The 18,180-nt window shown below is 31.5% G+C and carries 22 protein-coding genes; 2 read left to right on the top strand and 20 right to left on the bottom strand.

What is annotated here, in order from left to right:
• Positions 1–190 precede the first annotated feature (190 nt).
• On the bottom strand, positions 191–1,102 hold the full coding sequence (locus tag CLCY_RS13365; protein WP_053083303.1) for an N-acetylmuramoyl-L-alanine amidase: 912 nt from the start codon (positions 1,100–1,102) through the stop codon (positions 191–193).
• 119 nt (positions 1,103–1,221) lie between these two features.
• A complete protein-coding gene (locus tag CLCY_RS09690; RefSeq protein WP_048570928.1) occupies positions 1,222–2,139 on the bottom strand; it encodes a hypothetical protein in 918 nt (305 codons plus the stop codon).
• Between the two features lie 190 nt (positions 2,140–2,329).
• On the opposite strand from CLCY_RS09690, the gene CLCY_RS13910 reads away from it, so the two are divergent.
• Both CLCY_RS13910 and CLCY_RS09680 read left to right on the top strand, forming a co-directional pair.
• Positions 2,330–3,001 (top strand): peptidoglycan-binding protein, encoded by a 672-nt coding sequence (locus CLCY_RS13910; protein WP_152668146.1) that lies wholly within the window; start codon positions 2,330–2,332, stop codon positions 2,999–3,001.
• Positions 3,002–3,016: 15 nt separating this feature from the next.
• A complete protein-coding gene (locus tag CLCY_RS09680; RefSeq protein ID WP_048570926.1) occupies positions 3,017–3,250 on the top strand; it encodes a holin in 234 nt (77 codons plus the stop codon).
• A 263-nt stretch (positions 3,251–3,513) separates the two neighbouring features.
• Here CLCY_RS09680 and CLCY_RS09675 read toward each other — a convergent pair whose 3' ends face one another.
• The 18 genes from CLCY_RS09675 to rpmF all read right to left on the bottom strand — a co-directional run bounded on the left by CLCY_RS09675 (position 3,514) and on the right by rpmF (position 18,173).
• Entirely contained in the window at positions 3,514–3,870 is a 357-nt protein-coding gene (locus tag CLCY_RS09675; protein ID WP_048570925.1) for a YraN family protein, read from the bottom strand.
• 2 nt (positions 3,871–3,872) lie between these two features.
• Positions 3,873–4,640: a ribonuclease HII gene (locus tag CLCY_RS09670; RefSeq protein WP_048570924.1), complete on the bottom strand. Its 768-nt coding sequence runs from the start codon at positions 4,638–4,640 to the stop codon at positions 3,873–3,875.
• Between the two features lie 2 nt (positions 4,641–4,642).
• Positions 4,643–5,509 carry a ribosome biogenesis GTPase YlqF gene (gene ylqF, locus CLCY_RS09665; RefSeq protein ID WP_048570923.1) on the bottom strand — a complete coding sequence of 289 codons (867 nt, stop codon included), beginning with the start codon at positions 5,507–5,509 and terminating at the stop codon, positions 4,643–4,645.
• A gap of 76 nt (positions 5,510–5,585) precedes the next feature.
• Positions 5,586–5,930 (bottom strand): 50S ribosomal protein L19, encoded by a 345-nt coding sequence (rplS, locus tag CLCY_RS09660; RefSeq protein WP_048570922.1) that lies wholly within the window; start codon positions 5,928–5,930, stop codon positions 5,586–5,588.
• Positions 5,931–6,034: 104 nt separating this feature from the next.
• Positions 6,035–6,766, bottom strand: a complete 732-nt coding sequence (gene trmD / locus CLCY_RS09655) for a tRNA (guanosine(37)-N1)-methyltransferase TrmD (RefSeq protein WP_048570921.1) — start codon at positions 6,764–6,766, stop codon at positions 6,035–6,037.
• Position 6,767: 1 nt separating this feature from the next.
• Entirely contained in the window at positions 6,768–7,280 is a 513-nt protein-coding gene (gene rimM, locus CLCY_RS09650) for a ribosome maturation factor RimM (protein WP_048570920.1), read from the bottom strand.
• 53 nt (positions 7,281–7,333) lie between these two features.
• A complete protein-coding gene (locus tag CLCY_RS09645; protein ID WP_048570919.1) occupies positions 7,334–7,561 on the bottom strand; it encodes a KH domain-containing protein in 228 nt (75 codons plus the stop codon).
• Positions 7,562–7,577: 16 nt separating this feature from the next.
• Positions 7,578–7,823, bottom strand: a complete 246-nt coding sequence (rpsP, locus tag CLCY_RS09640; protein ID WP_048570918.1) for a 30S ribosomal protein S16 — start codon at positions 7,821–7,823, stop codon at positions 7,578–7,580.
• Positions 7,824–7,854: 31 nt separating this feature from the next.
• Entirely contained in the window at positions 7,855–9,195 is a 1,341-nt protein-coding gene (gene ffh / locus CLCY_RS09635) for a signal recognition particle protein (RefSeq protein ID WP_048570917.1), read from the bottom strand.
• A 12-nt stretch (positions 9,196–9,207) separates the two neighbouring features.
• Positions 9,208–9,540: a YlxM family DNA-binding protein gene (gene ylxM / locus CLCY_RS09630; protein WP_048570916.1), complete on the bottom strand. Its 333-nt coding sequence runs from the start codon at positions 9,538–9,540 to the stop codon at positions 9,208–9,210.
• 87 nt (positions 9,541–9,627) lie between these two features.
• Positions 9,628–10,536: a signal recognition particle-docking protein FtsY gene (gene ftsY, locus CLCY_RS09625; RefSeq protein WP_048570915.1), complete on the bottom strand. Its 909-nt coding sequence runs from the start codon at positions 10,534–10,536 to the stop codon at positions 9,628–9,630.
• 1 nt (position 10,537) lies between these two features.
• A complete protein-coding gene (gene smc / locus CLCY_RS09620; protein WP_048570914.1) occupies positions 10,538–14,086 on the bottom strand; it encodes a chromosome segregation protein SMC in 3,549 nt (1,182 codons plus the stop codon).
• Positions 14,087–14,243: 157 nt separating this feature from the next.
• Positions 14,244–14,504, bottom strand: coding sequence for a stage V sporulation protein S (locus CLCY_RS09615; protein ID WP_048570913.1), 261 nt, complete (start codon positions 14,502–14,504; stop codon positions 14,244–14,246).
• Positions 14,505–14,545: 41 nt separating this feature from the next.
• Positions 14,546–15,646: an elongator complex protein 3 gene (locus CLCY_RS09610; RefSeq protein WP_048570912.1), complete on the bottom strand. Its 1,101-nt coding sequence runs from the start codon at positions 15,644–15,646 to the stop codon at positions 14,546–14,548.
• Positions 15,639–16,358 (bottom strand): ribonuclease III, encoded by a 720-nt coding sequence (gene rnc, locus CLCY_RS09605; RefSeq protein WP_152668144.1) that lies wholly within the window; start codon positions 16,356–16,358, stop codon positions 15,639–15,641. Before rnc ends, CLCY_RS09610 begins: the two co-directional genes overlap by 8 nt.
• A 100-nt stretch (positions 16,359–16,458) precedes the next feature.
• Positions 16,459–16,692: an acyl carrier protein gene (gene acpP, locus CLCY_RS09600; RefSeq protein WP_048570911.1), complete on the bottom strand. Its 234-nt coding sequence runs from the start codon at positions 16,690–16,692 to the stop codon at positions 16,459–16,461.
• Between the two features lie 151 nt (positions 16,693–16,843).
• Positions 16,844–17,833, bottom strand: coding sequence for a phosphate acyltransferase PlsX (plsX, locus tag CLCY_RS09595; RefSeq protein ID WP_048570910.1), 990 nt, complete (start codon positions 17,831–17,833; stop codon positions 16,844–16,846).
• 163 nt (positions 17,834–17,996) lie between these two features.
• Entirely contained in the window at positions 17,997–18,173 is a 177-nt protein-coding gene (gene rpmF, locus CLCY_RS09590; protein ID WP_048570909.1) for a 50S ribosomal protein L32, read from the bottom strand.
• Positions 18,174–18,180: the final 7 nt, after the last annotated feature.

Genomic DNA, 18,180 nt, shown 5'->3' with positions numbered 1-18,180 from the left:
ACCTCATTTTTAAATTCTGTACACTATATATCATTTAACTTAAAGTATAAACTTATTACATATCTTTTTAAATATAATAAAATATCTAGATTACTTATCGTTTCTTATCTTCACAAATACTAGTCTTAGTTATAACTTTCCACGCATTTAAAGCCTGTAGTATTTACACCTACAGGCTCTTATTATTATATTAATATTCTAGAAGTTTTCTCCATGTAAGTTTATCCACTAATACATTACTGCTTGGAATTCCAACTTCTGATTTAAATCTATTTATGGCGTTTTTATTTGCAGGACCTATAACTCCAGTATCGCTACCTTTACTTAAAAACTTTTTCATTATTAATATTCTTTGCATTACTGTAACTACTCCTCTTGATTCTCCACCCTTAAGTTCTGGTAATTTATTAATAAGTTCCTCTCTAGCTATTCCATCTTGATTTAACTTAACTATATTTTGTAATATTTTTATCTCTTCTACCATAGATAGTGAAATAGGATTTTGACTACAAGCACTTAACCTAACTGTGTCCTGCGTCATCTCATCTTTCTCTCCTTTATTTATACTTCCTACAACTATGCCATCTGCTACTATTTTAGCAATTTTGTCTAAATTAGCTTTGTATAATGCAACATCCCTTGGATTGTCTACAAAACATACCTCAACAAGCATAGATATAGACTTTGTATTTCTTATCACATAAAGACCAGATCCATCTTTAATTCCCCTTGATAACTCACTTCTTGTTGAGCTTGTAAAACCAAGAGCATTTAAGTCTTTTAAAATTTTTACTGCTTGAGGTAATTCCTTAGCATTTGCAGTATATATTTCACTACCATACCCCCCACTAGACTGATTAAAATGTATACTTACAAATATATCCAAATGCTCCTCATTTGCCTTACTTACTCTTTTATTCAAGCTATCATTACTACTTATAGCATCATCTACAGTACAATTAACTACATTATGACCTAAATCTTCAAGGTATTTAATAACCTTTTTACCAAGCCTTCTTGTTTCCTCACTTTCTTTAATTATTCCAACAGCCCCAGAATTCGGACCCTCTAAGGTATGCCCCATATCTATTCCTATTCTCATTCTACTCATCCCCTTTCCTATGTTCAGTATCATATTATAAAAAACAAACAAAAAAGTGAGTATATTTACATAATTTAAGACCTATAGAAAATACTATAGGTCTTAATATATTTAAAGTTTTATTTTTTTAAGATCTTACCTGTAATACTATCATCCTCTATTATGATATTATCCTCTAAAATACTATCTAAAATCTTAGGAGCTCTTTTAATTCTTATTTCTTCACCTTTTAGTACTGATCTAAATATTTGTGATTCTTCTATGTTAAATCTACTTGATAAAGTTGAGTTTACAATTACTGACTGATCAGTTACCCCTTCACCTACTATCTTACTTAACAGTAGTTTTGAATCATTTTTAAAACTAAGAATATCTTTTTCATTTGTGCTGTATATTCTACATAATGTAGCCTTTGACTCTTCTAGAGATACATCTCCCTTTAAATGAGAATTGCTAACTCTTGATTTTAAAATAACAACTTTATTTTCTAGTGTAGATCTTTCAACATCTGATTCTATTATATTTATCTCCTCTTCAGCAATAATACTGTCATTAATAACCATAGAGTCCTTTATATAAACCTTCCCTTGGATATCACTGTCATATACTCTACTCTTACCAGATATTTTAATAACATTATCACCATTACCAATATATTCACCTTTTAAATTTGAAATTCCCATTATAATAACTTCACCATCTACAACTGTATTCTCAATCTGGGATACTCCTCTTACTTCAGTATTGCCTCTTAAAATAACATTGTTAACTAGAAGGGCTCTTTCCGAAACTACACTATTGTCAAAAACTTCACAGTTACCATCTACCCTTCCTAGCTTATAAACCACAGAATCATTGTGTATCCAAGATAATCCCTCCTGTGAAAGGTTATTTTCACATTCTATAAATCCTCCTAAATCTCCAGAATTAACCTCAATGCCTGTCTCTGTTATAAAGCTTTGTAGTGCTTTTATCCTATATACAGCTACATGATCATGATCTTTACTTTCCTTAGATAATTCATATTTTCTTCCCATTTCTATACCCCCTTAAAGCATGATATTTCATAAACAAATATCATCTAACTGGTAAAATAATATGCTAATTTCTAAGTTTTTATTTCTAAAATTGTGAACTTATATTTTAAATTATATTTTGTTTAAAACTTTGTAACCCTTAATAGATATTTACATAATTTATATTAGGCTAAAGAAGGATGTGATAATAGTGTCAAAAGACATCTCACTTTTAAACTCATATGTAAAAAGTCTTGCAGAAAAATTTTTATCTAAATGCAAAGAAGAAGGACTAGATGTAATAATTATTCAAACTTTAAGAAGTATTGATGAACAAGATACTTTATATTCACAGGGGAGAAGCAAACCCGGGAGTATTGTAACTAACGCTAAAGGTGGATATTCTATGCATAATTATGGACTAGCATTTGATATTGCAATTAAGAAAAATGGTTCAATAGTCTGGGAAGATGAAAAGTTATACTACAAGGCAGGAAAAATTGGAGAATCCCTTGGGCTTGAATGGGGTGGGTCATGGAAAAGCTTTAAAGATTATCCTCACTTTCAATGGACAGGAGGCCTTACAATACAAGATTTATTATCTGGAAAAAAGCCTAAAATTCCTATAACTCCTTCTACAACAAGGTCCTCTGAAAATGTTGAAACTCTTACAAGAAGCTTAAAACTTACCAATCCTTGTATGAAGGGTAATGATGTTCTTGCACTTCAAAAAAAACTTTCCTCTCTAGGATATAAAATTGAAAGTATCGATGGAGTATTCGGTGAGAAAACATCTAAAGCAGTTATAGCATTTCAAAAGTCTAAGAAACTTATCCAAGATGGAATTGTAGGTAAAAGTACTTGGAATGCATTATTCAAATAAGAAAGGAGCTTTTTTATGGATATTTCTAGATGGAAAAATTATGGTTTATGGGTTTCTATTGCTTCTTTTATTCCTCTTATTCTACAAGGTTTCGGGCTTAATATATTACCCGGAAACTATAGCGAAATTATTAATGCCCTTCTAGGTATATTAGTAATGGCTGGTATAATTAGCAATCCAACAACTGAATCTAAGTGGTTCAGTGATGACACATCAAAAACTTCAAATACCCTACCTAAAGAAGAATAAAACAAAAAGCGTCTAAAATAGACGCTTTTTTTATTTTCTTATGTCACTGTAAATTATTATTCACATAATATATATGAAAAATGAGGTAAGGTGATAATAATGAAGAAGAAAAAACTTATGTGGACTTTGCTTAAACACTTTTACGACTTTACACTAAAAAACAGAACTTCTTCGAATACAGAATACTATAAAGGTAAACGGGAAGGTATGTTAGAAATAATTGAAATGATTAATAACATTAATAATAAATAATTTCTCAAATGTTAAAATGCATTTTCAGTTATAGTTACTTTATAATTTCTATCTTCACTTAAGAATACCTCTATAACATCAAAGCGAACAGGGTATTCAAAAAGACTTTTAAGTCTTATATAGTCTAGGGCTACGGATTTTATTGTTTTAGCTTTTCTAAAATTTATAGCCTCAATAGGATATCCGTACCTTAGACTATTTCTTAATTTTACTTCTATAAAAATCAAAGTATTTTTTTGATATGCTATTATATCAATTTCACCTTTTTTAGTTCTATAATTGTTTTCGAGAATTTCATACCCTAGTTCTTTAATATATTCGGAAGCTATTTTTTCACCTTGTAAGCCTTTTTGTTTATTATTAAGCAATTTTACCTCTCTCCTAAAATATTCTTTATAAAGGTCCTTCTATGTATTTCACATGGTCCTATTGAACTAATTGCATCTATATGCTTTGCAGTTCCATACCCCTTATTACTCTCGAAATCATATTCAGGATATTTTATTGATATATCCTTCATATAATCATCCCTTGCAACTTTTGCAATTATTGATGCTGCTCCAATTGATATAGAATTATCATCACCTTTTATAATTGATGTTTGAGGCGTATTAACATTAAGGTTTATTGCATCTAAAAGTAAGTACTCAGGCTTTAGCTTTAAACCATTAATAGCTCTCTCCATTGCGAGTTTTGTAGCATTTAATATGTTAATTTCATCTATTTCCTTAGGAGTTGCTGAAGCAATGCAATAGTCTAATGCTGTTGATTTTATTTTCTCACTAAGCTCTAATCTTTGTTTCTCAGATAATTTTTTAGAATCTCTAACCCCTAAATAAGATGCCTTAGGATTAAGTATTACAACTGCAGCATACACAGGTCCCGCAAGAGGACCTCTACCAACTTCATCAAGTCCTGCAACTAAGGTATATCCTTTCTTAAATAGGTCTATTTCATATCTTTGCCTATATTTATACTCTTTAATCAACTTTTGAACTTTTTGAAAGTATTTTTCCTTTTTTTCTATTTCTTTAAGTACACCTTTTCTATTATCTTCTTTGAGTTGTAACTTGATAGCTTGAAACTCATCAAAACTAGCTTCTTTAATTTCTACAGATATTTCTTTTATGCTTTTCATATTTATTCCCCTAAATCATTTATAACCTCAGGTGTTTCAAGACTTATTCTACCTAGTTTTCCTGTTCTAAACTCATCTAGTATTAGATTTGATACACGTATTGTATCAACTCCTCCTCCTGATACTACACAGCCTCTTTTTCTTCCTATATTAATCATAGTTTCATATGGATCTTCCATATCCAAATCAACATTATATCTATCTTTTAATATACTAGGATTTGTTTCTTGAATATATTTTACAAAGAAGTATGCAAGCTCCTCAATATCTAGTATTTCATCCTTAATAGCTCTTGTAAATGCAAGTCTTTGGGCTACTTTGTTATCATCAAACTTAGGCCATAAAACACCTGGAGTATCTTGAAGTTCAAAATCCTTGTTAACCTTTATCCATTGCTTACTTCTTGTAACTCCTGGCTTATCACCTGTTCTTGCAGTAGACTTTCCACCTATTTTATTTATAAATGATGATTTACCTACATTTGGAATGCCTGTTACCATTGCTCTAAGCGGCCTACCTATTATTCCCTTCTTCTCTATTCTTTCTATTTTTTCACGCGCTGCTTCTTTACATATTGCGTATATCTTATTTAGTCCTTTTCCACTTATAGAGTCAATTGCCATTGCCTCTATACCTATTTCCTTGTAGTATTCAATCCATTGTCTAGTGATGGCATCATTTGCTAGGTCTGCTTTATTAAGCAGTACTACTTTTTCCTTACCCGCTATAATTTCATCTAAATCTGGATTTCTACTACTTAAAGGTATTCTTGCATCTAATAATTCTATTACTACATCTACTAATTTAAGATTTTCTTTAATTTCTCTTTTAGTTTTTGCCATATGTCCTGGATACCATTGTATATTCATTTAAATTCCTCCTTAATAAAAATATGTATATAAACAAAATGGGACTGCGTCTGCAGCCCCATTTTCAAGTAATCAATTACTTTATAAGTTCTCTAACCTTAGCAGCCTTACCTACTCTATCTCTTAGGTAGTATAGCTTAGCTCTTCTTACCTTACCTCTTCTTACTACTTCAATCTTAGCAAGTCTTGGTGAGTGGATTGGGAAAGTTCTTTCAACACCTACACCGTATGAAAGTCTTCTTACTGTAAATGTTTCTCTAAGGCCACCGTTTTGCTTCTTGATAACAGTTCCTTCGAAAATTTGGATTCTTTCTCTTGTTCCTTCTACAACCTTAACATGAAGTTTTACAGTATCCCCAATGTTAAATGCAGTAAGATCGCTTCTTAGTTGTTCAGCTTCAATAGCTCTTAAAATATCCATTAATTTTTCCTCCTTAAAGGTACATTCATACGAAACAAACGTCGCAGCGGAATGCCCGTAATTGACATAACGATTATATCATAAAGTCATATTTGTATCAACTTTTATTTAGACTTCTTGGAGATTGCCTTTATATACTCTATATCCTTTTTAGAAAGAGATGCACTCTTTAAAAGATCTGGTCTTCTTTCATAGGTTATCTTTAAAGACATTTCCCTTCTCCACTTATCTATTTTAGCATGATGTCCTGATAAAAGCACATCTGGTACACGCTTCCCTCTAAATTCCTCTGGTCTAGTATATTGAGGATACTCTAGTAATGAATCTGAAAATGACTCATCCTCATAGCTTTCATTTTTAGATAATACTCCATCAATAAGCCTTGAAACAGAATCTATTATAACCATTGTAGGGATTTCTCCACCTGTTAATACAAAGTCTCCTATAGACATCTGGTCATCAACAATGTCCATTACCCTTTCGTCGATTCCTTCATAGTGTCCACATAGGAAAAGGATATGATTCATGGTTGATAGTTCCTTAGCTACCTCTTGCTTAAATACTCTACCCCTTGGAGACAAATATATCGTATATGGCTTATATCCATATATAGACTTTAAATGGTCAATTGCATCATATATAGGTTGTGCTTGCATTACCATGCCAGCTCCACCTCCATATGGATAATCATCTACTTTACGATGCTTATTTGTTGTAAAATCCCTTATATCGTGAACCTTTATATCTACTATATTTTTATCTTTTGCCCTCTTTATTATACTAGATTCGAATACAGTAAACATTTCTGGAAAAAGTGTAAGTATATCAAACTTCATATTATATTAGCCCCTCAAGTATATGTACTTTCATTTCCCTGGCTTCTATATCGATTTCTAGTATAACATCTTTAATTGCTGGAAGAAGTATATTTTTCTTATGATTTGGACTCTTTACTTCATATACATCATTGCTTCCTGTTGGGAAAACTGAAACAACTTCTCCAAGGTGTTCTCCCTCATCTGTTATAACCTTCATACCTATAAGATCAGCAATAAAGTATGAATCTTTAGGAAGTTTTACTGCATTTTCTCTATCTACATATATATATATCTGTCTTAGCTTTTCAGCATCGTTTACAGTATCTATTCCCTTTAGCTTTAAGATAGGGAATTCCTTAACATACTTTACTGATTCAATTTCTATAGGTATATAGTTTACATCATCCTTAGTTGTATATACTTTCTTAAGTTTTGAGTATCTTTTAGAATTATCTGTAAGAGGATAAACCTTAACTTCCCCTTTTACTCCATGTGGTTTTAAGATCTGACCTACTTTTAAATACTCTCTCATAATTACCACCCTTTTTCTATATTAAAAAGAGTTAGGATATTCCCTAACTCTTCTTATATTATATCAACAACTACTTTTTTATTCTCTTTAGTAGCCGCCGCTTTTACAACAGTTCTTATCGCCTTAGCAATTCTACCCTGTTTTCCGATTACTTTACCCATGTCATCAGGATGAACACTAAGCTCTAAAGTTATAGCGTCTTCTCCCTCTACTTGTGTAATCTTAACGGCATCTGGATTGTCAACTAGAGCCTTTGCAATAGTTTTAACTAGTTCACTCACAGCATGCCACCTCCAATTATTCTACTATTCCAGCCTTCTTTAAAAGACCCTTAACAGTATCTGAAGGTTGTGCACCCTTTGATATCCAGCTCTTAGCCTTTTCACCATCTATCTTAATTTCTGATGGTTCCACAGTTGGATTGTAGTATCCAATTTCTTCTATGAACTTTCCATCTCTTGGTGATCTTGAGTCTGCTACAACTACTCTGTAGAAAGGAGCCTTCTTAGCACCCATTCTTCTTAATCTTATCTTTACTGCCATTTATTTCACCTCCTTGGTATTTTTAATCAATTTATTTAAAGAAAGGAAACTTAAACTTTCCTTTTTTCATGTTTTTTTGCATATCTCCAAACTGTTTCATAAGCTTCCTTGATTGCTCGAACTGAGTAAGAATCTTATTAACTTGTTGGATCGATGTTCCAGATCCTGTTGCAATTCTTCTTTTTCTGCTAGCGTTAATAATAGAAGGTTGTTGTCTTTCCTTTGTTGTCATTGAGCTTATAATAGCTTCAATTCTCAGAATTTCTCTCTCATCTACGTTAGCATCTTTAAGCTTTCCTGCATCCATTCCCGGCATCATACCTAGTATATCCTTAATTGATCCCAGTTTTTTCATTTGTCTTAACTGATCCAAAAAGTCTTCTAAAGTATACTGTTGAGACATCATCTTTTCATGAAGTTCTAGAGCCTTCTTTTCATCTATAGACTCTTGAGCCTTCTCTATAAGACTTAATACATCCCCCATACCTAGAATTCTAGAAGCCATTCTGTCTGGATGGAACACCTCAAAGTCTGAAAGCTTCTCACCAATACCTGCAAACTTAATAGGTTTCCCTGTTACAGCTTTAACTGATATTGCAGCTCCCCCTCTGGTATCACCGTCTAGCTTCGTAAGTACAACACCTGTTATATCTAAGGAATCATTAAAGTGTTCTGCTACATTAACAGCATCTTGACCTGTCATAGCATCAACCACCAAAAGTATTTCATTTGGATTTGTGACTTCTTTAACAGACTTTAATTCTTCCATAAGTGTTTCATCTATATGAAGTCTTCCTGCTGTATCTATGATTACATAATCACGGCCTAGCTTTATAGCATTTTCAATACCAGCCTTGGCAATATCAACAGGACTTACCTTATCTCCAAGTGAAAACACAGGAACTTCTATTCCGTTTCCTAGTACTTGAAGTTGTTTTATTGCTGCTGGTCTATAAACATCTCCAGCAACAAGAAGTGGTTTTTTATTGTGTTTTTTTAGATGTAGTGCAAGCTTTCCAGCCATAGTAGTTTTACCTGCACCTTGAAGTCCTACAAGCATTATTATAGTTGGTGGTTTAGAAGATGTATTTATCTTACTTTCTTCCTTACCCATAAGCTCTACAAGCTCTTCGTTAACTATTTTAACAACATGTTGTCCTGGAGTTAAACTTTCCATTACCTCAGAACCAACTGCTCTTTCGCTAACCTTCTTAACAAAGCTTTTTACAACTTTAAAATTAACATCTGCTTCTAAAAGGGCAAGTTTAACTTCCCTCATTGCGTCCTTTACATCTTTTTCAGTTAGCTTTCCTTTTCCTTTTAGCTTTTTAAAAGCGTCTTGAAGTTTTGAAGTTAGTCCCTCAAAAGCCATACAATGCCCTCCTTACATATTTATAAGCTCTTTAAGCATATCTAGAGCTTTAAAGGAGTTTTCATCGTTATTTCGTTTCAAAAGTATTTCGATTTCTATCATTTTTATTTTCTGATAGTTAAATCTTTCTACAAGTCCTAACTCCTTTTCATATCCTTTTAAGACTTTTTCACTTCTCTTAATAACATCGTGAACAGCTTGTCTTGATATATGAAGTTCTTCTGATATCTCACTTAATGACATATCCTGTTCATAATGATAAGACATTATAAGTCTTTGCTTGTCAGTTAGTAACCCCCCATAAAAATCCAAAAGGAGTATTACTTCGTTAAAGCTATCTACCATTCTTAACACATCCTTAATAGATAATAACAGATACCCTTATTATCTGTCAAGTAGTTTTACTTAACACATAATATTTTTTATTAAATTTTATTGAAATAGTGCCTCGGAAAATGCCTTTGGATTAAACTCCTGCAGGTCATCTATTCCCTCTCCTACGCCTATCATTTTAACAGGTACATTAAGTTCACTAGCTATAGCTACTACAACTCCACCCTTTGCTGTTCCATCAAGCTTTGTTAATATAAGGCCTGACACATCAGAAACCTCCATGAACTGCTTTGCTTGAATTAGAGCATTTTGGCCTGTTGTAGAATCAAGTACAAGAAAAGTCTCCTTTAAAGCTTCTGGATATTCTCTTTCTATTATTTTATTTATTTTTCTAAGTTCCTCCATAAGGTTCTTTTTGTTATGTAATCTTCCTGCTGTATCACATATAAGAACATCTAAGTTTTTTGCTTTAGCTGATTTTACTGCATCAAATATAACAGCAGCTGGATCTGAGCCTTCCTGATGCTTTATAACATCTACATTACATCTTTGTCCCCACACTTGTAGCTGGTCTATTGCAGCTGCTCTAAATGTATCTCCAGCAGCAAGACCTACCTTTAGTCCTTTTTCCTTTAAGTAGTTAGCCATTTTCCCTATTGATGTTGTTTTCCCAACTCCATTTACTCCAACTACTAAGTATATCGCCGGTGTTTTTTCTGGAATAACACTTTTAGTTTCTTCCCCTAATATATCGGATATTATTTCCTTTAGTAGGGAAGTTACTTCTGAGGATTCTGTAGCCTTAGATTTCTTAACCTTTTCCTTTAGCATCTCCATTACTTTCTCAGTAGTTTCGAATCCCATATCAGCCATTATTAGTACTTCTTCTAATTCTTCATAAAGATCATCATCTATTTTTGTATTAAATGATATAATTTCTTCAACTTTTTCTGTAATTCCTTTACTTGTTTTTAAAAGTCCCTCTTTTAATTTATCAAACCAACCCATTTTAAATTCCTCCTTCAAGCTTTAGTGATATAATTTTAGAGATTCCTTTTTCTTCCATAGTAACACCATATAAAGAATCTGCTACCGCCATTGACCCTTTTCTATGTGTTATTATAATGAACTGTGTATTCTTAGAATATTCCCTTAAAAACTTCGCATACCTATTTACGTTAGCATCATCTAGTGCTGCTTCAATTTCATCGAGAATACAAAATGGAGTAGGTTTCATTTTAAGTATTGCAAATACCAAAGCTATAGCTGAAAGTCCCTTTTCTCCACCTGATAAAAGAGTTAGATTTTGAAGCTTTTTCCCTGGAGGTTGAACTATTATATCTATACCTGAAGTTAAAGGATCATCCTCTTCCATTTTAAGATCAGCATATCCACCTCCGAATAACTCCTTAAATGTTTCATTGAAATTCTCTTTCATTATTTTGAACTTTTCACAAAACTGCTGCCTCATCTTAACTGTCATTTCTTCTATAACTTTCATCAAAGAGGCTTCAGCTTCTAATAAATCATCCTTTTGTCCAGTTAAAAATTCATATCTTTCGGTTACCTTTATATATTCTTCTATGGCATTAATATTAATATTTCCAAGAGCCTTTATAAGATTCTTAATACCCTGAACTTTTTTACTTTCCTCTTGTACAGAATTTATATCCCTTTTAATTTTTAATGCTTCAGGAATTGTCATTTCATACTCTTCCCATAGTCTCTTCTTTAGGGAATCAATCTCCATTTCCATTTTAGAATTTTGTATATCATACTTATGAATACTTTCAAAAATGTCTTTTATAGATTCTTCTACTTTCGAATATTCTTTTTCAAGATATTCACGTTTTTCATAACCTTCTTTTTTATAATTATCCATTTCATGAATTTTATTTTTCAAGTCTATAACATCCTTAGAAATCCTTTGTATCTCAACTATTATAATTTTTGTTTCTTCCTGAGTTTCAAAAGCTGTATTATCCATATCTATAATTTTACTTGAAAATATATTTATCCTTCTCTCATGTGAAGCCTTATCTTTTTTTAGTATGTTTATTCTATCGTCTATACTCTCTACTGATTTACTAATTCCAGTAAGTCTTATTTTAATTTTCGTAATTTGTTCTTGCATATCTTCCTTTAACTTACTTTCATCCTTAAACTTCAAAGTTATATTTTTTATCTCTTTTTCGATATGGTCTTGCTTTATTAATAGTTCATTTTTTTCATTTGAAGTATCTTTACTAAATTCATTATTATTACTTATTTCACATTCTATTTGTTCAAGTTCTATAAGTAAATCTGAAACATCCTCCTCTATCATTTTGAGGCTATTTTTTATAGAGCTTATATTTGCACTTTCACTATTAACCTTAGTAAGCATTTTTTGATACTCGTTAGTTTCTTTTTCTTCCTCTTGACTTTTAGATATTAACTGATTTTTCTTGGATTCAATAGATGATTCACAATCCTTTAGCTTTGTTTTATAACTTTCTATTTCTTCTTCTAACACCTTTATAGTATTTTTTCTAGATATTAGTCCACTATTTTTAAAGTTACTACTTCCCCCTGTATATGAACCACCTGAATTAATAACATCTCCATCTAAGGTTACTATTCTAAATGTGTAATCTGTTTTTTTAGCAATTTCTCTAGCATTAATTAGATTGTCACATATAATTACTCTTCCTAAAAGATTTGTTATTACATTTTTAAACTTATCCTCAAATCTTAAGATATCACTTGCAATACCTCTAAAGCCATTTATCTCCTTAACACTATTACTAATATTCCCATATCTGCCCTTTATAGTAGTAAGAGGATAAAAGGTTGCCCTACCTAAATTATTTTTCTTAAGATATTCTATTGCATCACTTGCTATATTTTCATCTTTAACTACGATATTTTGTAGCGAAGAAGAAAGGGCTGTTTCTATTGCTATCTCATATCCTCTTGGCACCTCTATAATTTCATTTATAGTCCCAAAGACTTCTTCTCTAGATGAGTATCTTTTTATAACTGACTTTACTGCACGGCTAAAGCCCTCCATATCTTTTTCCATAGCAGATAAAGTTAATGCCTTAGCCTCTCTTTGCTTTAATAAATCAAAAATCCTATTCCTATCCTTAGTCAGTAATGTTATTTCATTTTCATACTCTTGTATTTTCGACTTTATGACTTCTATTTTTGTTTTTATATCCTTAGTTAATAAATTTATTCTTTGAAGTTCACTCTCTGAACTATTAATTAAATTCATTAGCCCAAGCTTTCTATCTTCCTTGATTTTCTTTTCACCTAAAATTTGAGCTTTTCTATTTTCAAGATTTTTAATATTTAGTTTGCTTGTATTTTCTTTATTTGATATGCTACTTAAATCCTTTAATACCTGTATCGCATCAGCTTTCTTTGACTCGATTAAGCTTTCACTTTCTAGACATTTTTCATAAATACCTTTAAATCTAATTTCTTCATCTGCAAGTTCTTTTTTAACTTCTAAAAGCTTTTTTTCCTCTTCTGTTTTCTTATTAAATATGAGGGAAAGTTCCTCATCTATTTTATGTATAACTTTCTTTTCCTCGTCTATTTCTTCCTTGATACGACCTTTTTCTTTTATTATATTGTCATGTCTTTCATTTAATAGCTTTAGGTGTCCTTGCTTATTTTCAAAGGACTTTTCCATTTCTATCATATCTTTATTAGCTTTTGTAAATTTTTCTTCTATATCCTTTAAATTTTCCTTTAAAGCTTCACTTTCACCTTGAATCAAAGCTCTTTTATTCTCATATTCTAACTTGGTTTTCTTAAGTGTTATTTCTTCATTTTGAGATTTTGTTAGTCTTTCATTTAGTTCAGAGTAGTTATGAGCTGCAAGATTGATATCTATTTCCTTGAGTTCATCTCTATAGGATAAATATTTTCTAGCATTTTCAGACTGCATCTTCAAAGGCTCTATTTGAACTTCAAGCTCCTCTATAATATCGTCAATTCTCAAAAGATTTTGTTTAGTATTCTCAAGCTTTCTTTCAGCCTCATTTTTTCTCCACTTATATTTGACAATTCCAGCGGCTTCCTCAAACAAATGTCTTCTATCATCGGAACGTGTACTTAATATTTCATCTATCTTTCCCTGTCCTATAAGAGAATAGCCATCTTTACCAATACCTGTATCCATAAATACTTCTAGTATATCCTTTAACCTACATTGAGTACCATTTATTGAATACTCACTTTCTCCAGTTCTATATAGTCTTCTTTTAACAGTTATTTCACTATAATCAAAATCTATAAGGGAATCTGAATTATCTATAACTAGAGAAACCTCTGCATATCCTAAGGCTCCTCTTTTTTCTGTTCCTGCAAATATAACATCCTCCATTTTTGAACCACGAAGGCTTTTTGCACTTTGTTCTCCAAGTACCCACCTTATAGCATCTGAAATATTGCTTTTACCGCTACCATTTGGTCCTACAACAGCTGTAATGCCTGTTTCAAAATCTAACTCTATTTTATCTGCAAATGATTTGAATCCTTTAACTTCTATCTTTTTTAGGTACATTACAACACCTCTTACTTACTGTTTACTACTTTGCATAAAAAAGGGATTTACTACTGAGTAAATCCCTTTTAAGATTTATTTTAATTGTAAATTTAAAAATTAGCCTTGTCAACTAATGCAAATGTAAAAAAGGCTACTCTTTAGTAGCCTTACTTATCTATCTTGATTCAACTATAAACTTAATAGCTGTTCTTTCTTCTCCCTCGATACTAATTTCTGAAAATGCTGGTATTACAACAAGATCAATTCCGTTTGGTGCAACAAATCCCCTTGTAATTGCTATAGCTTTAACAGCTTGGTTAACTGCGCCTGCACCAACTGCTTGAACCTCCGCTGTTATTTTCTCTCTAAGAACTGCTGCTAGAGCCCCTGCTACTGCCTTTGGTTGTGATTGAGCTGATACCTTTAATATTTCCATTCTACATTTCCTCCTTCAAAATAGGTATATTACTTATAAAGTTATATTTCTTTAAAATAACTGTAATTCCTTCTTTCGGAAATGCATTTTATGTAATTATTTATTGACATTTTTCTTTGTTTTGTACCGTTATCAAAAATTAAAACAAGGTCATCGCCTATGTCTTTTTGTCGAATTTTAATCTTTTTAATAGAATCTTTAGATATATTGTTATTAAAAATTCTTTTTTTATCAGCATAAAGTTTTGATATATTTCTTGGTGATATATAAATATCCAAACTTTCACAGTCGCTATAATAGTTTTTTATAGCGTAGGAAATCATATCATTTAGAATCGAAGACTCTACCAGCTCCCTAAAGGCTGGATGAAATGGTCCCGCGACAATATCTTTTCCAGTATTTATTTGCTCCGTTGTTTGAAGACCTAACCTAATTATTGGAATATCCGCTTTTCTAAAAATCATATAAAGAATCTTACATACATTAGTTGCCTCTTCTATACTTAATGGAACATATTTATTTTCAAAATACATATGTTCCATTTGAGTATTTTTTATTGTTAATGCAGGATATATTCTTACGAAATCAGGACTGAGAGATACTATCTTTTGAGCAGTTAATATATCTTTTTCAAGAGTATCGCCTGGAAGTCCTACCATCATTTGAAGTCCTAAAGTAAATCCATATTCTTTAATAACTTTAGATGCATAATATACATCTTCTATGCTATGTCCTCTTTCAGCTATCTTAAGTACATCTTCATCAAGAGATTGAACCCCAAGTTCTATAACCCCAACATTATAATTTTGTAGATGATTAAGTATGTCTTTATTAATGTAGTCTGGACGAGTGGATAACCTTATATTATGTATTAGTCCTTTTTTTAGATACGTATATGCAACTTCTAACAACTCTTTTTGCATATCTATTGGTATACCTGTAAAACTACCACCAAAAAATGATACCTCTATGTAAGCATTTTCATTGCTTATAGTGGATAAATGAAGTTCTATTATTGATTCTACATCATTTGATGTTATATCTTTTTCACTCCCAGTTATTTTTTTTTGGTTACAAAATATACAATCATGGGGGCAACCTTTATGAGGAACAAAAATAGGTATTATATAATATTTATTCATTAAAAAATACTCCCATATTTCCTAATGCGTCCTTCGCAGCACCTTGTTCCGCTTCCTTTTTACTTTTTCCAACTCCACGACCACTTGACTTTTCTTCTAGAAAAACCTCTACCTCGAAGGTCTTATCATGAGGAGGACCATATTCTTTAACTACAGAGTATCTTATAGGAACCAAAAGGCTTTTTTGTACATATTCTTGGAGCCTTGATTTAAAGTCTCGATAATTATAGTTCTCTCCTATACTTTCAACTTTAGGCTCTAGATTTTTAAGTATAAATTTTCTAGCCTCCTCAATACCGCGGTCAAGGTATATAGCTGCAATTATTGCTTCACAGGCATCCGCCAAAAGTGAGTCCTTTTCACGTCCTCCTGAGAGTTCTTCACCTTTACCTATTCTAATATACTTATTTACTTTAAGACTTCTAGATATATCTGCAAGTGAAGGTTCACACACAACTGCCGCTCTAATTCTTGTAAGCTTTCCTTCTTGTTTGTTTTTATATTTTTTGTATAGATACTCACTAACAACCATACTAAGTATAGAATCACCAAGAAATTCCAACCTCTCATTATGTTCATCATATTTTAGTCCAAATTGATTTGCAAATGAGCTATGTGTTAAAGCTTTATCTAAAAAATCTATATTTTGAAACTTTACTCCGATTATATTTTGAAATTCGTTAATTTCGGATATTCTATTTCCTTTTGGCATATTTTAGTTTACCTCCGTTACTAAAATCAAAGGTATCATCTCTAATTCTCAAAAATTTACGATAATATTTTAAAAAGTCCCGAATTAATCGGGACTATCCTTAGATGTTTGCGTTTTCCTTTATGTACTCTACAACATCACTAACTGACTTAATCTTTGCAACTTCCTCATCTGGAATTTGAATTTCAAACTCTTCTTCAAGAGCCATTACTAGTTCAACTAGATCAATTGAATCTGCACCAAGATCATCTATAAATGTAGATTCCATAGTAACATCGTCAGCCTCAACACCAAGAACCTCTGATATTTTTTCCTTTATCTTATCAAATAGCATTCTAGTTCACCTCCCTTCAGCTGTTCACATATATAATATTACAAATAGCTTTCCCACGTCAATATTAATTAGAACAAATGCATAAATTATTATATATTTATATTATAATAAAGTTTATAAATTCCTTCTAAATCTAAAAAATATTTTATTATTAATTTTCTTCTAATTCATTTTTTATTGACTCTATAATTTTTCCATCTACGCACTTTATAGCTTGTCTTATAGCATTTTTTATTGCCTTAGCATTAGAACTTCCATGTGCTTTTATTACTGGTCCATTTAAACCTATAAGTATAGCTCCTCCATGCTCTGTATAGTCAAACTTTTTCTTAAAAAGAGTAAATGCCCCTTTAGATAAAAATGCACCTATTTTTGTAATAAATGACCTCATTAATTCTATCTTAAGTTCTTTCAAAATTGTCATAGCAGTTCCTTCAAATACCTTTAGTACAACATTCCCAGTAAATCCATCTGCGACAACAACCTGCACTTTTCCCTCTAATATATCTCTACCTTCTATATTTCCTACAAAGCTTTTGTTACTTTCTTTAAGTGCTTTATAACATTCCTTAGTAAATTCTGTACCCTTTTCTTCCTCTACACCAATATTTATAAGTCCAACCCTTGGAAATTCATATTTCATAACATTTTTAAAATATATTTCACCCATCATAGCAAACTGAGTTATATTTCTAACCTTACATTCTGCATTAGCACCAGCATCAACTAACATAACAGGTCCACATCTACCTGGGAGTATTGGTGCAAGGGCAGGTCTATCTATACCCTTTATTCTTCCTACTACAAATAATCCTCCTGCAAGTAGCGCCCCTGTATTTCCCGCGGAAACGAATGCATCAATTTCCCCGTTCTTTAGCATTTTCATACCGACTACCATAGAGGAATCTTTTTTAGTTCTAATAGCTATTGTAGGTGAATCTTCATTTTCTATTATTTCAGTGGCATTTACTATATGAATCCTTGGATTATTAAAGGCCTTAGCATCTAGTATTTTTTCTATTTCTTCACTTTTGCCTACCAAATAAATATCTATTAAATACTCATCTGCAGCCTCAACTGCTCCCTTAACTATTTCTAAAGGAGCATTATCTCCTCCCATAACATCTATTGCTATTTTCATATGCTCACCTCTTTGTTTAATAGAATAAGTTCTTAATAAAGTTTTATCTTTAGTGTTTACTATAATTTATTTTTTATATTTTATCAACTTTTTAAGAAGAAAACTCAAAACTTCGCGTACAAAAAAAGAAAGTCTTTTTAGACTTTCTTTTTAAAATCAATGATTAGTTTTCAACTACAGTTCTATTCTTGTAGAATCCACAGTTTCCGCATACTCTGTGAGCAAGCTTAGCTTCATGGCATTGTGGGCATTCTACCACTCCTGGAGCTTCTAGTTTCCAAGTGTTTGCTCTTCTTTTATCTCTTCTAGCCTTTGATTGCTTTCTAGCTGGATTTCCCATTGTAACA

Origin of the sequence: Clostridium cylindrosporum DSM 605 (assembly GCF_001047375.1) — a bacterium.
Classification (GTDB): domain Bacteria; phylum Bacillota; class Clostridia; order Clostridiales; family Caloramatoraceae; genus Clostridium_AB; species Clostridium_AB cylindrosporum.
The sequence above is the reverse complement of the archived record's forward strand: the minus strand, read 5'-3'. Positions and strand labels throughout refer to the sequence as shown.